The organism is Tabrizicola sp. (assembly GCF_041913445.1).
Lineage (GTDB): Bacteria > Pseudomonadota > Alphaproteobacteria > Rhodobacterales > Rhodobacteraceae > Tabrizicola.
Genome location: NZ_JAYSFG010000008.1, coordinates 129441 through 142769, shown reverse-complemented (window position 1 = coordinate 142769; position 13329 = coordinate 129441). Strand labels below are relative to the sequence as shown.

Below are 13329 nucleotides of genomic sequence, written 5' to 3'. Positions count from 1 at the left end.
CGCCACCTCAGAGCTTGTGAACCGTGTCCAAGTTCGACGGCAGATGCCCCATGATCTTCCTGATTGATTTGATCATGTGCGACTGGTCGGAATAACCGAGGTCGATTGCAACATCTGCTGCGTTGTGACCGGCTTTCAACTGCCGAACCGCCTCTTGCGCGCGTCGGATCAGTTGGAAATCCTTCTGCGTTATCCCGGTTGTCTTGCGAAAGTGTTGTTGCACCGACCGTTTTGAAGCCGCCTTTGGCCGTCCGCTGAATGCCCTAGCCACCAAGTCGTCGGACCGCAGCAGTCCCGCTACGACCATCTTGTCGACCAGTTCTTCCGCACCCAAGAAGCTCGGCAGAGGCAGTACCACTCCATCCAGCTCGAACGTGCCGTCTTGCACCTCAAGCAGGCGGATCGCGGCGCCTGTCCTCACCTCCGGATCCGCTGCAAGAAACACATGCGCGGCAAAAGAAATGACGACGGATTGCTCTCCTTCGCAATATGGCACATCGACAGGCTCGGTCGCCTGTCCGGTCAGGAATACCATCTCCGTTCCGTCAGGCGAACAGGACCGGATCAGATCCCAAGAACCGTCCGGCGTGGCTCGATAGACGCCGTCCGTCAGACAAACCGTCTGCCACACGATGTCTATCCAAGGATGCTCTGATGTACGGCGCGTGTGTTTTTGGGTCATAAGTGAAGCGGGTTCAGGGTTAGGTGGTCAAAGCAGGAAAAGCGAACCCAACAGGTCGTCGCTGAGCTTTGCATCCTGCCTCTACTCCGCATTCAACACTAGTTTAGCTTCAGTGCCTGTAGTTAATCGGCGTGCGACGTCGCCTGCCAGCATTGGGCGGAAAGCGGACGTCGCGGGAACGTCACCAACTTCCAAATTTCTATCGATCAGAGTGCCCGCCTCAGCACCAGCGGAAGCGGGCCCTGAGCCTCATGCCAGGACGCTTGCCAGCTTAATCTGGGAGCCAGTCTTTGCCGACTGCGTCGCTGCCTCTGCTATTGCGAGCGCTGCGACCCCGTCATCCAGTGTAACCGGTAGGGTCGACCCCGCGTTGATCGCCGTCACGAAGGCGGCCCACTCTGCGGCGTAGGCGGGCATGTAACGCTCCAGGAAGAAGTAGGTGGGCTTCGCGCCGGTCACGCCCACAGTCGTCGACTTGACCACGGTGTTTTCCAGCATGTTCTGCGCCTGGAGCAAGCCCTCGGAGCCGAGGAGTTCCACCCGCTGATCGTAGCCATAGACGGCCCGGCGCGAATTCTTGATCACCGCGATGCGGCCGTCGGCATAGGTCAGGGTGACTACGGCGGTGTCCACGTCCCCGGCCGCGCCGATGGCGGGGTCGACGATGGAGGACCCCACGGCGCTAACCGTGACCGGAGCGGCGCCCATCAGGAAATTCGCCATGTCGAAGTCATGGATCATCATGTCCCGGAAGAGGCCACCCGAGACCTTGATGTAGGCGACCGGCGGCGGGGCGGGGTCGAAGGAGGTGATCGACAGGAGCTCGGCCTTGCCGATCTCGCCCTTGTCCAGCGCGGCTTTCAGAGCCGCGAAGTTCGGGTCGAAGCGGCGGTTGAAGCCGATCATCACGGGCTTCCCGTTCCTGGCAGCCACCTTCTGGCAGGCCTGAGCACGGGCCAGCGACAGGTCGACGGGCTTCTCGCAGAGGACGGCCTTACCCGCACCCGTGGCGCGCTCGATCAGGTCAGAGTGCGTATCGGTCGAGGTGGCGATGAGGACTGCGTCGATGGCCGGGTCGTTCAGGATGGCGTCCGTGGTCCGCGCCTCTGCCCCATATTGGGCGGCAAGTTTGGTGGCGGCTTCGGTGTTGATGTCACTAACGGCGACGAGGGTCGAGCCGAGGTTGGTGGTGATGGCGGTGGCATGGACGCCGGCGATACGCCCGGCGCCAAGGAGGCCGACTTTCAGCATGGGGTAGGTTCCTTGATGTTACTGGCCGAGACCGGCCTTGAAGGTTTCGAATTCCGCGTCCGCCATCGCGACGTCGTGCTGCGGCTGCGGGTAGCCGCCGGTGTTCACGTCCGCGATGAACTCCTTGAACGCGGCGATGCGTTCGTCTTGCAGCCGGGCGTATTCGGCTGCGAAGTTGCGGTAGGTCTTGGCGTGGCGCGGCTTGTGGCCGTCGGTGCAGCCGAGGACGTCCTCGGCGAAGAGGTATTGGGCGTCGGCCCCCGGGCCTGCGCCCATGCCCAGCATGATCATCGGGGTGTTCCGGCTGATGAACTCACCCAGCTTGTCGGGGACGACTTCCAACTCGGCCCCGAAGGCCCCGATCGCTTCCAGCTGCTTCACGTGGTCCCAGACGGCGCGCGCCTCGGCAGCGGTCTTGCCCACGGCGCGCCAGCCGGTCCAGGTGATGTAGGACGGGATCAGGCCGACATGGGCCACGATGGGAACGTGGTTGTCGCAAAGGGCTTTCTGGATATCGAGCGAGGCCGCGCAGTAGAAGCAGTCTCCCCCCATCGCGGTGAACTTGAAGGCTGCGCGGAGGTAGTCCTCGGCGGTGGCAAGGCTGCCGTAGGGTCCATAGGGAAGTCCGACCTGCACGAAGCAGCGGCCCGCCGCCTCGCGCATTTCGGGACTGAAGAAGCGGCTCTCGATCGACAGCATGTCGATCCCAGCCGCATCCGCCGCCGCCGCTTCTTCCAACGTGGTGACGTAGAGCATCGAGATCTTCTGCCCCCGCGCCTTCATCGCGCGAATGTCGTGGACGGTGGGGCGGTTTGCCTTGTGGACCATGATTACACCGTGAATGCCTTGCGGAAGGCTTCCAGGGCAGCCTCCTCATCGCCCTTGGCGTTGGCTTCCATGCCGACGGGGCCTTGGTAGCCCATGTCCGTCAGCGCCTTGGCGACGCCGGCATAGTTGATCTCGCCCGTCCCGGGCTCGCAGCGGCCCGGGTTGTCAGCGACCTGGACCTCGCCGATCCAGGGCAGGCAGGCCTGGCACCAACGGATCAGGTCGCCCTCGCCGATCTGGGTGTGGTAGAGGTCGAGGTTGACCTTGAGTTGCGGGCGGTTGACGGCACTGACCAGGCCCAGCACCGCCGCCGTGCTGCCAAACGGACAGCCGGGATGATCTATGTGGTTCAGGTTCTCCAGCGTGAAAACCTGCCCCTCGGCCTCGGCCAGATCGCAGATCCGGTGCAGCGTGTCTCGAGCGCGCTGTTCCATGCCGGGGGCAAAGGTCCCGATCTGCGGAATCGGAATGCCCATGTCACCCAGGCCCGTGCCATGCAGGTTCAGCCGGTGGACTCCCAGCCGCTTGCCGACCTTGGCAGTCTCGCGGGCCGAGGCGAGGAGCATTTCGCAGCCCTCGGCATCGGTCAGGCGGCCCTTCAGGTATCCGTTCATGATGGTGAAGGTCGCCCCGGTCTTTTCCAGCGCGGTGAGATCCCAGTTCGGCCAGTTCCAGAGGCCGACACCAAAACCCATCTCTTTCAAGCGGCTGGCACGCCAGGCGATGGGGCGGTCGCGCCAAAGCATCTCGGCGCAGGCGGCAAGTTGGAAGCTCATGTCAGACCTCGATCCAGACCTCTCCGTCCTGAACCCGGACGGGAAAGGTTTTCAGGTTGATGCAGGCGGGGGCACGTTTCGCCTCGCCCGTGCGGTAGTCGAAGGTGGCGTTGTGCTTGGGGCACTCGACGGTGCCGTCCATCACCAGCCCATCGCAGAGATGGACCTTCTCGTGGCTGCAGATGCCATCCATCGCATGGAAGGTGTCCTCCTCGGACCTGATGATGACGAAGGTCTGCGATCCATGGTCAAAGCGGATCAGGTCGTCGGTTTCGATGTCGTCGGTGGCGCAGGCGCGGATCCAGGTTGGCATGGTTCTTGTCCAGAGTTGAAGGCCCCGACCCGGGGGCAACCGGGTTGGGGAAGGGTCGGAAACCCGGAGGAAGGCTCCGACGGGAAGGGGTCAGGCGGCGGGCGGAGGCGGATGGCCGCCGTGGCTCGCCATGTAGCCTTCGATCTCGGCTTCAAGGCTCGCCATGCTGGCGCCCCCGGCCATCAGGTCGGTGATCTCTTCGCGGGTCTTCTCCCCCTTCTTGAAGTCAGCCGCGACGGCACCACGGATCAGAACGGCGAAGTGGTCGCCCACCGCCATTGCGTGCATGACCTGGTGGGTGATGAAGATCACGGCAAGGCCGCGCTTCTTCGCCTCGTTGACGATGCGCAAAACGTGGGTTGCCTGCTTCACGCCAAGCGCCGCGGTGGGTTCGTCCAGGATCAGCACCCGAGCGCCAAAGTGGACGGCCCGGGCGATTGCCAGCGACTGGCGTTCACCACCCGACAGGCCCCCAACCAGGCGGTCGCCGTCGGTGATGCGGGTGATGCCCATCTCCTGCACGGCCTTGACCGCGACCGCGTTGGCGGTCCTCCGGTCATAGACCTTGAACGGGCCCCAGCCCTTGGTCGGCTCGACCCCCACGAAGAAGGACCGTCCGATGGACATCAGCGGGAAGGTGCCGCCGAACTGGTGGACGGTGGAAATGCCTGCATCCTGCGCCGCGCGAGGCGTCGGGAAGCTCACTTCCGCCCCGTCAAGCTCGATCTTGCCCGAGGAGGGCTGGTGCACGCCAGACATGATCTTGATCAGCGTCGACTTGCCCGCACCGTTGTCGCCCAGCAGGCACAGCACCTCGCCCGGCCGGACCTCAAGCGTGATGTCGTGCAGCACGTCGATCGGACCGAAGCTCTTGTTCACGCCCCGAAGGGCAAGGATGGGAGCGGCCATCACTTGGCTCCTTTCTTCGGGCTATAGGACAGCGCCATCTTGCGGAAGGTGTTGTTCATCAGGACCGCGCCCAGAAGCAGAACGCCAATGATCAGCGAGGACCAGTTCCGGTCGAAGTCGGTGTAGTAGATTCCTTGGGTCACAATGGCGAAGGTGATCGTGCCGAAGAAGATGCCCACGACCGACCCGAAACCACCTGTCAGCAAGACCCCACCAACGACGACCGAGATGATGGCATTGAAGATGAAGGACTGGCCGCCCGCGACCTGGGCCGAGTTGTAGAGGATCGCTTGGCACATGCCGACGAAGGCGGCAGATGTGGCCGACAGGACAAAGAGAATGATCGTCAGCCGATCGGTCGGGATGCCAGCATTGCGGGCCGAGACCTTGTCCCCACCCATCGCGAAGATCCAGTTCCCGAAGGGCGAAAGGTGGACGAAGAAAAGGTAGAGCGCGGTCAGCGCCAGCCACCACAGCACCATGACCTGCAACTGTCCGCCCAGGATGAAGTCCCCCAACAGCGCCTTGGCCGGACCTTCCACCGTCAGCGCGACCGAGGTCGACTTGGTGATCAGGACCGTCAGGCCCAGGACGATTCCCTGCACGGCGAACAGGCTGCCAAGAGTCACGATCAGCGAGGGGACAGCGGTTTTCACGACCAGGATGCCGTTCACTAACCCGACGATCACGCCGAAGGACAGCGCCACAGCGACGCCAAGCCAGATCGGCAGGCCGTAGTGGCCGGATACGACGGCAACGGTCATGGCGCCAAAGGGCACCATCGCACCGACCGAGATGTCGAGTTCACCCGCGATCATCAGAAGACCCAGCGGAATGGCAATGACGCCCAGGTTGGCGGCCACGTTCAGCCAGCTCGCCATGCCGGCGGGTTTCAGGAAGGTGATGCCGCCGAACACGGCGAAGAAGATCAGGACGGCGATCAGGCCAAGCGCGGCCCCGGCCTCGGGGCGGCGCAAGAGACCGCCGATGGAGATGCTGGACATGGGTCGTTCCCGGTCTGGACAGAAGGAATGGGGACCGACGCGTGGCCGGTCCCCGGAGGGCCTCAACGCGCGCCGAGCTTCACGCCGGCCAGCGTCGCATCGATGTTCGACGCATCGACGATGCCCGGCCCGGTCAGCACCGGGAAGACCGGCAGGTCGGTTCCGAAGTCGATGTGCGAGGCCAGAAGGCTGACCGCGAGGTAGGACTGCAGGTAGGGTTGCTGGTCGATGGCAAAGGCCTGAGTGCCCGCCTTGATCCGGTCCAGACCCGCCTGGTTCATGTCAAAGGACCCCAGCTTGGTAGCCCCCGTCTTGCCCGCCTGTTCCACTGCGATCGCCGCGCTGTCCGCGTCGCCCGCGCTGATGGTGATCACGCCGTCGATGGTCTCGTCTTTCAGCAGTTCCGCCTTGATCGCCTCGGCCACGGCGGTCGCATCGCCGAACGAGGTCGAAGGCAACGGCAGTTGCGCGCCCTTTCCGCCCTTGCCGGTGATCCCGTCGATCACGCCCTTGCAGCGCGCCTCGATGTTGGCCGTTCCCGGAAGGGTGTTGATGCAGAGGACGTTCTTCTGCCCCGCGTCGGCGAAGTATTCGCCGCCCGCGACGCCCGCCACGTATTCATCCGAGCCGACGTAGTTGATCGCGCCCAGCTCCTTGGCCTTGTCCGCACCACCCGCGTTCATCAGGATGACCTTGATGCCCGCCGCCATCGCGTCCTTGATCGCCGGGTCTTCGGCCTCGGGCACCCAGTTCGGGATCACCAGACCATCGACTTCCATGCTGATCGCGGTGCGGATCAGTTGCACGACGTCCGGCGCGAAGTTGTCATAGTTCACAAGGCGCAGGTAAGTCACTTCGCCCCCATTCGCGACGACGCCCGGCGTGGCATCATCAATACCCTTCTTGATGATGTTCCAGAAAGCATCGTCGTTCGATCCGCCGATGACGGCGATCTTGGCGGCCATCGCGGCCGATCCGGTCGATACCAGCGCCGTGGTCGCAAGAACCTTGGCGAACGTCTTCATGAAGCTCATTGGTCTGTCTCCTCCCTTGGTCCGCCTCTCGTGGCGGGTTGTTGATCCTGGGGTCATCACCACCTGGCCCGCCTCCTCGACGGGTCGGTGGAATTGCTGAGTGAGGTCAGGTGCGGGCCGCCTTGGCGTTCATCCGCTCTCTTTTCTTCTGGAAGCGGGCGTTCATCTGCGCCTCGCCGTCCTTCGATCCGTCGTGCCAGTAGCCGAACCACTTGTCCAAGGGGATCAGGCCATCGCCGCCGTAGTTCACCTCGAAATACTTGTGGTGCAGGTAGTGGGCATAGGCGTGGCTATTGAGCGTGCGGTCCTCGGTCAGTTCCAGCTTGTCAAAGCCGATGTGGCCGTTCACCGCCCCGAAGCTCGCGATGTGCAGCTGGAACATGGCCAGGATCGGGTTCGACGGGATGATCAGGTGCCAGAACGCCACCGCATGATAGAGGAAACCTTCCACCGGATGCATCGACAGCGACGACCACGGCGAGGGGTTGACCGAGTTGTGGTGGACCGAATGCACCCACTTATAGAGGAACGGCGTGTGGATCAGCCGGTGAATCGCGAAGAAGTGGATCTCGTGGATCGCGGGGCAAAGCAGCGTCAGCGCGACGAGCCAGGGCCAATGCGTCACCCAAGGTAGCCAAGTGGCCCAGCTGTTGGCGAAGGCCCAGAGGAACAGCACCTCTACCAAGGTCCATAGCGGGATCGAGATGAAGAAAGACCGCAGGAAGTTGTCGATGTTCTGGCTCTTGAACCAGAAGACGTCCGAAGGCTGCTCGGCGGGGAACTTGCCGTTGTATTTGAACCGGGTGCCCTGCTTCTTCTTCACATACCAGAAAAGCTCGACCGAGCCGTAGAAGACGAAGATCGCCGCCGCGTTCACCGCGTAAAGCCACAGCGCCCAGCCCCAGGTCAGGGTCTTCATCGTCTCGACATCCGGCACGACGTAGAACCACCAGACCAGCGCCGTCGCCATGTGGAAAGCGTTCCACGGCCACAGGTATTCGGGAATCCAGCCGAGGACCTTGGGCAGGCTGACCGGACGGCGCCAGAACGGCGGCAGCTCCAGATGGGCGTTCGGAGCCCAATCGCCGCGCTTGTTGCGGGTGCCGTATTGCAGATCGTCCATGTCATCCTCCGTCAGTTTCCGGGGGCGGACGCGAAGCCATGAGCAGTTTCGTTCCAGGGCGTGCGGCCCCGGTCAGACAGGGCCAGCGGCCCCCACTTCATGCGTTTCAAACCTTCCCCCCGGCGGCTTGAGACTCGCCCTCACCGCCCGTGTCGTCGGGTGGAGATAAGCGCCTTGACGGAAGTCAAATCAACCCGCCATGATAGCGTAAACACTAAATCGTCTCATTCGTATCAATATGACCCTTGGATGATACGAAGGATTGCAAAGAGGTCCCGATGCGCAGGCCAACGATCCCGGACCTTGCCGAAGCTGCAGGAGTTTCGGTTGCGACCGTTAACCGAGTGCTTTCAGGCGCCCAGAATGTCCGTCAGGCGACCCGGGAAAGGGTGCAGGAAGCGGCCGAGCAGATCGGCTTCTACGGTCTGGGCAGCATTCAGGCCCGCGTAGCCGCCGCGCGTCCGCATCTGCGCTTCGGCGTGCTTTTGCTGCAGAGGCACCGGCCCTTCTATCAGAACGTTGCGAATGCGCTGCAAGAAGCCGCCACCACCGCGGCGATGGCCGAGGTCGACCTGCGAGTAGAGTTCCTGGAAGACCTCACGCCGCAGAACGTTGCAGACCGCGCCCTGGCACTTGCCGATGACTGCCATGCCATCTGTCTGACGGCCGCTGTTCACCCGGTCGTCACCGCGGCGCTGGAACAGATTCAGGCGCGCGGAATCCCGGTCTTCGCCCTCATCTCGCAGATCAGCGTCACGGGGCAGATGTCCTACATCGGGCTGGACAACTGGAAGGTCGGGCGCACTTCGGCCTGGGCCTTCGCCAACATCTGCAAAGCCCCGGGAAAGATCGGCATCCTGATGGGAAACCCCCGCTACCGGAACCAGGAGATGAACGAGACTGGGTTCCGGTCCTACTTCCGCGAACACGCGCCTGAATTCATCCTGCTGGAACCGCTATCCACCCATGAGTCCGCCGCCGTCGCTCAGGAGATGACCGAGAAGCTCCTTTCCGAACACCCGGACTTAGCCGGTCTTTACGTGTCCGGTGGCGGTATCAGCGGTGCGGTCGCCGCCTTGCGCGGATCGGGGCGGGCAGCGTCGATCGTCGTCGTAGGCTACGACCTGATGGACGTGACCCGGGCGGCGCTTCTGGACGGCACGATGAACCTGGTGCTCTCGCATCCCCTTCCCCGCCTGGCCCGCGAGGCGATCGACGGCATGGTAAGAGCCTGTGCGCAGCCCGGTAGCAACCAGACAACCATCGTTCCGTTCGAGATCTACACTCGGGAGAACCTTTAACTGGGTATTCCCTTGGCGATCATGTGAATGGCAGCTATGGGCCGAGAGCTCCCGTGGACGCGAAGGGCGGATAGCGGACAGTCACTTCCCTCGTCCCGAGGAGTGTCAGCACCGCAAACTGATAGATCACTCTTTCCGCGCGCTGATCGCGTACCTGTGCTCGCTCGACCGAAGAAGCACACGTTTCCAGCCCAGCCCGGACAACTGTGCCTTGTGGATCTGTCCAAGGCGCGTGTCGATCACGATTTCGGTGAAACCTGCCTGCTCCAGCAGAAACGCCACCTCCACCGCCCGAGCCCCGGTCGAGAAGTGGACTCGCGACAGGATCCCGGCATGCCTGTCCGCCATGCCGCCTTCAACAGGACGGCGGGTGAGGCCCAGAAGGCGGGAAAGAAGCCTGTGGGCTCGGCTTTTCGAGACGAAGTCCCCGTCGACGACCAGCAGCTGTCCGCCGGGGGCCAGAACGCGGAACCACTCGGCGAAGGCCGCGGCTGGATCGACCAGGGTCCAAACCAGATGCCGCGTCACGATCACGTCCTGCGATGCTGCGGGGAGCATGGTGCGCTCGGCATCGGCCTGCAGGAAGATTACGTCCGCCCCCGCCGCGGCTGCCTTGGCGCGGGCCCGGTCCAGCATCGGCTCGGCCCAGTCGAGACCCGTCACGCGATAGCCAAGCTCGTGGCACAGCATCGCAATCTCCCCGGTTCCGGAGGCCAGGTCCAGAAGCCGCCGCCCGCCAGCTTCGCCCAGATGGCGCCGGAAGAGCACCTTCCAGGCCGCTCGCTCTGCTCCAGCTGCAATCTTGTGGCCTGGGTCCAGATCGAAAGTCGCGGCGCGGTCGGACCAGTAATCCTTGATCTCGTCCCGCAAATCGCGGTTCGAATGCGTGGGTGAAATATCCAGCCCTGCCATTGATTTGCCCCTTGTTCCTTTTCCGCGGGGCCTATCCGATTATTTCCGACAAAACAACTCGGATTCTATTGTTGACAAGGATAGTCGGAATTATTAGGCCGGCGCCATCATCAACCAAGGAGCCGTGATGACCCGCCTTTCCACCCTGCTCGGTGCCGCCGCACTGGGCCTGATCGCAGCCAGCCTCGCGCAAGCCGACACAGTCACCCTCACCGATGTTGCCGGACGGCAGGTGCAGGTCGAGACGCCCGTCCAGCGCGTGATCCTGGGCGAGGGGCGGCAGGCCTTCTTCACGGCTGTCCTGGAGACCGAGAACCCCTTCGCCCGCGTCGTTGGCTGGCGCGATGACCTGAAGCAGGCCGACCCGGACAGCTATGCCGCCTATCTGGAGAAATTCCCCCAGATCGACGCGATCCCGACTTTCGGCGGCTTCAAGGAGGGCACCTTCGACATCGAACAGGCCGTCTCGTTGAACCCCGATGTGATGATCCTGAACCTTGAGGCCAAGGCCGCGACCGCCGAGGCCGGGTATGAGGAGAAGCTTGCCGCCGTGGGCATCCCGATCATCTATGTCGACTTCCGCGAGAAGCCCTTCGAGAACACGATGAAGTCGATGGAGCTGATCGGCCAGCTTTACGGCAAGGAGGAGCGCGCGGCCGAGTTCAATGCCTTCTACACCGGGCAGATGGACAAGGTCCGCTCGGTCATCGCGGCGCAGACCGATTTGACGCGCCCTCTGGTCTTCGTCGAACGCGCCGGCGGATATTCGGAAGACTGCTGCATGTCCTTCGGATCCGAAAACTTCGGCCGCATGGTCGAGGAGGCGGGCGGCACCAACATGGCCGAGCCCTTCATCCCCGGCACCTTCGGCACGGTGAATGCCGAGCAGATCGTGGCCTCCGACCCCGAGATCGTGGTCGTCACCGGCGGCAACTGGGAGGCCTATGTCCCCGGCGGCGCCTGGGTGGGCGTGGCCCCCGGCGCGGACCTGGACGTGGCGAAACAGAAGCTTGCAGCGCTGATGGAGCGGCCCGGTTTCGTGGGTACACGCGCGGTGACCTCAGGCAACGTCCATGCCATCTGGCACCAGTTCTACAACAACCCATACAGCTTCGTCGCCGTCCAGCAACTGGCGAAATGGGTCCACCCCGAGCTCTTCGCCGACCTCGACCCGGAAGCGACGCTGAAGGAGCTGCACGAACGGTTCCTGCCGGTGGAATACCGTCCCGGCTACTGGGTCTCGCTGAACTGAGCTACCTGGGGCGGCGCACCGCGTGCCGCCCCATTCCTGTCTGGGGCCCATCATGTCCACATTCGCAGAACCTCTTGCCCAGGCACAGCCGGGCCACCCGTACCGCCGGCTGGTCCTGCGACGGATCCTGATGCTGGGCGGCCTCTTCGCGCTGCTTGCATTGTCCGTAGCCGTCGATGTCTCGCTTGGCCCCGCCCGCTATGCGCTGGAAGAGGTTGTGGCGACGCTGCTGCAACCCGGTCAGGCCGAGGCGCAGATGCGGATGGTCATCTGGGAGATCCGGATGCCGATGGCGCTGATGGCGGTCACGGTCGGCGCTTGCCTGTCGCTGGCGGGGGCGCAGATGCAGACGATCCTGGCAAACCCGCTGGCCAGCCCCTTCACCCTTGGCATCTCGGCCGCCGCCAGTTTCGGCGCGGCGCTGGCGATGGTCCTGGGCGTGGCGCTGGTGCCGACGGCCCTGGCGCTGATGGTGCCGATCAACGCCTTCGCGATGGCGATGGTTGCCTCGATGCTGATTTTCGGCCTCTCCACCATGCGGGGCGTGACGGTGGAAACCATCGTGCTTCTGGGCATCGCTCTGGTCTTCACCTTCAACGCGCTGCTTGCGCTGTTGCAATACTTCGCCTCGGAACAGGCTCTGGCGGCCGTGGTCTTCTGGACGATGGGAAGCCTGACCAAGGCCACCTGGACCAAGGTCGCCGTCACGGCGCTAATCCTGGTGGTCATCACCCCGCTCTTCGCCCGCCGCGCCTGGGCGTTGACCGCGATCCGGCTGGGCGAGACGCGCGCCGCCGCGATGGGCGTGCCGGTCCGCCGCCTGCGGCTTGAGACGCTGATCCTGGTATCGGCTCTGGCGGCCGTGCCGGTGTCCTTCGTGGGCACCATCGGCTTCATCGGCATCGTCGGCCCGCACATCGCGCGACTGCTCCTCGGCGAGGACCAGCGGTTCTTCCTGCCAGGCTCCATTCTCGCCGGGGCGCTGATCCTGTCCGCGACCTCGGTCCTGTCCAAGACGATCCTGCCCGGTGCGGTCCTGCCCATCGGCGTCATCACCGCGCTGGTGGGCGTTCCCTTCTTCGCGACCCTGATCTTCACGCACGGACGGCGGCAATGGTAGCTCTGCAACTCTCCCACGTCGAAGCACGCTATAGCCGCAAGGTCATCTACGCCGACGCTTCCACGCCCGAGATCGCCGGCGGCCAGCTGACCGCACTGGTCGGGGCCAATGCCGCAGGGAAGTCCACCCTCTTCCGCCGCATTGCCGGACAACTCTCCGGCGGTGGCATCGTCACCCTGTCCGGAGCCAGCCCGCAGGACCTGCGCTACATGCCGCAGGATACCGGGATGACTGCGGCGCTCAGTGTCTATGAATCCGTGATCCTGTCCTTGAAACAGGGCCGCGGCGGCTGGCGGCTGGACGCGGGCGAACTTGCCGCAGTGGACGGCATCCTCCAGCGGCTGAACATCGCCGGACTTGCGGACGCGCCTTTGGCAGAATTGTCCGGCGGACAGCGGCAGATGGTCTCGATCGCGCAAACGCTGGTCAGCCGGCCCCGGGTCGTGCTGATGGACGAACCCACCTCGGCGCTGGACCTCTACCGGCAATACGAGGTCCTGGACCTGTTGCGCCGCTACGCCGCCGAGACGGGTGCCGTGGTGATCCTTGCCCTGCACGACTTGAACCAGGTGATGCGGGCCTGCGCCATGACCATCGCCGTCGCGGACGGTCGGATCGTCGCCACCGGGCCGACGCTGGAGACCCTTAACCCCGACCTGCTGCGCGCGCTTTACGGCATCGAGGCGCGGGTGGAGACCTGCTCGCGCGGATGTCCGATGATGATCGTCGACCGGGTGCTGGAACTGCAGTAGTGCCGCTGTGTCTAAGGTCAGTCGACGCAGACCATCCAATGTCCGCTATGGGCCGACAGCGACCACGTGGAC

At 63.9% G+C, this 13329-nt stretch carries 14 protein-coding genes; 4 read left to right on the top strand and 10 right to left on the bottom strand.

From position 1 onward, the window contains the following. Positions 1 to 7 precede the first annotated feature (7 nt). The 9 genes from ACE3Q6_RS11580 to ACE3Q6_RS11540 form a co-directional block, all read right to left on the bottom strand. A complete protein-coding gene (locus ACE3Q6_RS11580; RefSeq protein ID WP_374432394.1) occupies positions 8 to 535 on the bottom strand; it encodes a helix-turn-helix domain-containing protein in 528 nt (175 codons plus the stop codon). Positions 536 to 931: 396 nt separating this feature from the next. After that, complete coding sequence (gene iolG, locus ACE3Q6_RS11575; RefSeq protein ID WP_374432393.1) at positions 932 to 1933, bottom strand: inositol 2-dehydrogenase; 1002 nt, start codon at positions 1931 to 1933, stop codon at positions 932 to 934. A gap of 18 nt (positions 1934 to 1951) precedes the next feature. Beyond that, the gene (locus ACE3Q6_RS11570) at positions 1952 to 2761 is read right to left on the bottom strand and encodes a 3-methyl-2-oxobutanoate hydroxymethyltransferase (protein WP_374432392.1); all 810 of its coding nucleotides are present in this window, start codon (positions 2759 to 2761) and stop codon (positions 1952 to 1954) included. Between the two features lie 2 nt (positions 2762 to 2763). Continuing rightward, positions 2764 to 3537, bottom strand: coding sequence for a TIM barrel protein (locus ACE3Q6_RS11565; RefSeq protein ID WP_374432391.1), 774 nt, complete (start codon positions 3535 to 3537; stop codon positions 2764 to 2766). A 1-nt stretch (position 3538) separates the two neighbouring features. After that, entirely contained in the window at positions 3539 to 3850 is a 312-nt protein-coding gene (locus ACE3Q6_RS11560; RefSeq protein WP_374432390.1) for a MocE family 2Fe-2S type ferredoxin, read from the bottom strand. A 90-nt stretch (positions 3851 to 3940) separates the two neighbouring features. Continuing rightward, on the bottom strand, positions 3941 to 4759 hold the full coding sequence (locus tag ACE3Q6_RS11555; protein ID WP_374432389.1) for an ATP-binding cassette domain-containing protein: 819 nt from the start codon (positions 4757 to 4759) through the stop codon (positions 3941 to 3943). Continuing rightward, a complete protein-coding gene (locus ACE3Q6_RS11550) occupies positions 4759 to 5763 on the bottom strand; it encodes an ABC transporter permease (protein ID WP_374432388.1) in 1005 nt (334 codons plus the stop codon). Before ACE3Q6_RS11550 ends, ACE3Q6_RS11555 begins: the two co-directional genes overlap by 1 nt. Positions 5764 to 5825: 62 nt before the next feature. After that, the gene (locus tag ACE3Q6_RS11545; protein WP_374432387.1) at positions 5826 to 6797 is read right to left on the bottom strand and encodes a substrate-binding domain-containing protein; all 972 of its coding nucleotides are present in this window, start codon (positions 6795 to 6797) and stop codon (positions 5826 to 5828) included. A 106-nt stretch (positions 6798 to 6903) separates the two neighbouring features. Beyond that, positions 6904 to 7920 (bottom strand): sterol desaturase family protein, encoded by a 1017-nt coding sequence (locus ACE3Q6_RS11540; RefSeq protein WP_374432386.1) that lies wholly within the window; start codon positions 7918 to 7920, stop codon positions 6904 to 6906. A 278-nt stretch (positions 7921 to 8198) separates the two neighbouring features. Here ACE3Q6_RS11540 and ACE3Q6_RS11535 point away from each other — a divergent pair, with 278 nt between their 5' ends. Continuing rightward, entirely contained in the window at positions 8199 to 9221 is a 1023-nt protein-coding gene (locus ACE3Q6_RS11535) for a LacI family DNA-binding transcriptional regulator (RefSeq protein WP_374432385.1), read from the top strand. Positions 9222 to 9347: 126 nt separating this feature from the next. Here ACE3Q6_RS11535 and ACE3Q6_RS11530 read toward each other — a convergent pair whose 3' ends face one another. Next, positions 9348 to 10133 carry a class I SAM-dependent methyltransferase gene (locus ACE3Q6_RS11530; RefSeq protein ID WP_374432384.1) on the bottom strand — a complete coding sequence of 262 codons (786 nt, stop codon included), beginning with the start codon at positions 10131 to 10133 and terminating at the stop codon, positions 9348 to 9350. Between the two features lie 127 nt (positions 10134 to 10260). Here ACE3Q6_RS11530 and ACE3Q6_RS11525 point away from each other — a divergent pair, with 127 nt between their 5' ends. From ACE3Q6_RS11525 to ACE3Q6_RS11515, 3 genes are read left to right on the top strand one after another with little or no spacing between them, the layout of a single operon-like run. Continuing rightward, positions 10261 to 11385: an ABC transporter substrate-binding protein gene (locus ACE3Q6_RS11525; RefSeq protein ID WP_374432383.1), complete on the top strand. Its 1125-nt coding sequence runs from the start codon at positions 10261 to 10263 to the stop codon at positions 11383 to 11385. Between the two features lie 52 nt (positions 11386 to 11437). Then, entirely contained in the window at positions 11438 to 12505 is a 1068-nt protein-coding gene (locus ACE3Q6_RS11520) for a FecCD family ABC transporter permease (RefSeq protein ID WP_374432382.1), read from the top strand. Continuing rightward, positions 12499 to 13257: an ABC transporter ATP-binding protein gene (locus ACE3Q6_RS11515; protein ID WP_374432381.1), complete on the top strand. Its 759-nt coding sequence runs from the start codon at positions 12499 to 12501 to the stop codon at positions 13255 to 13257. The genes ACE3Q6_RS11520 and ACE3Q6_RS11515 overlap by 7 nt, the downstream gene beginning before the upstream one ends. Positions 13258 to 13329: the final 72 nt, after the last annotated feature.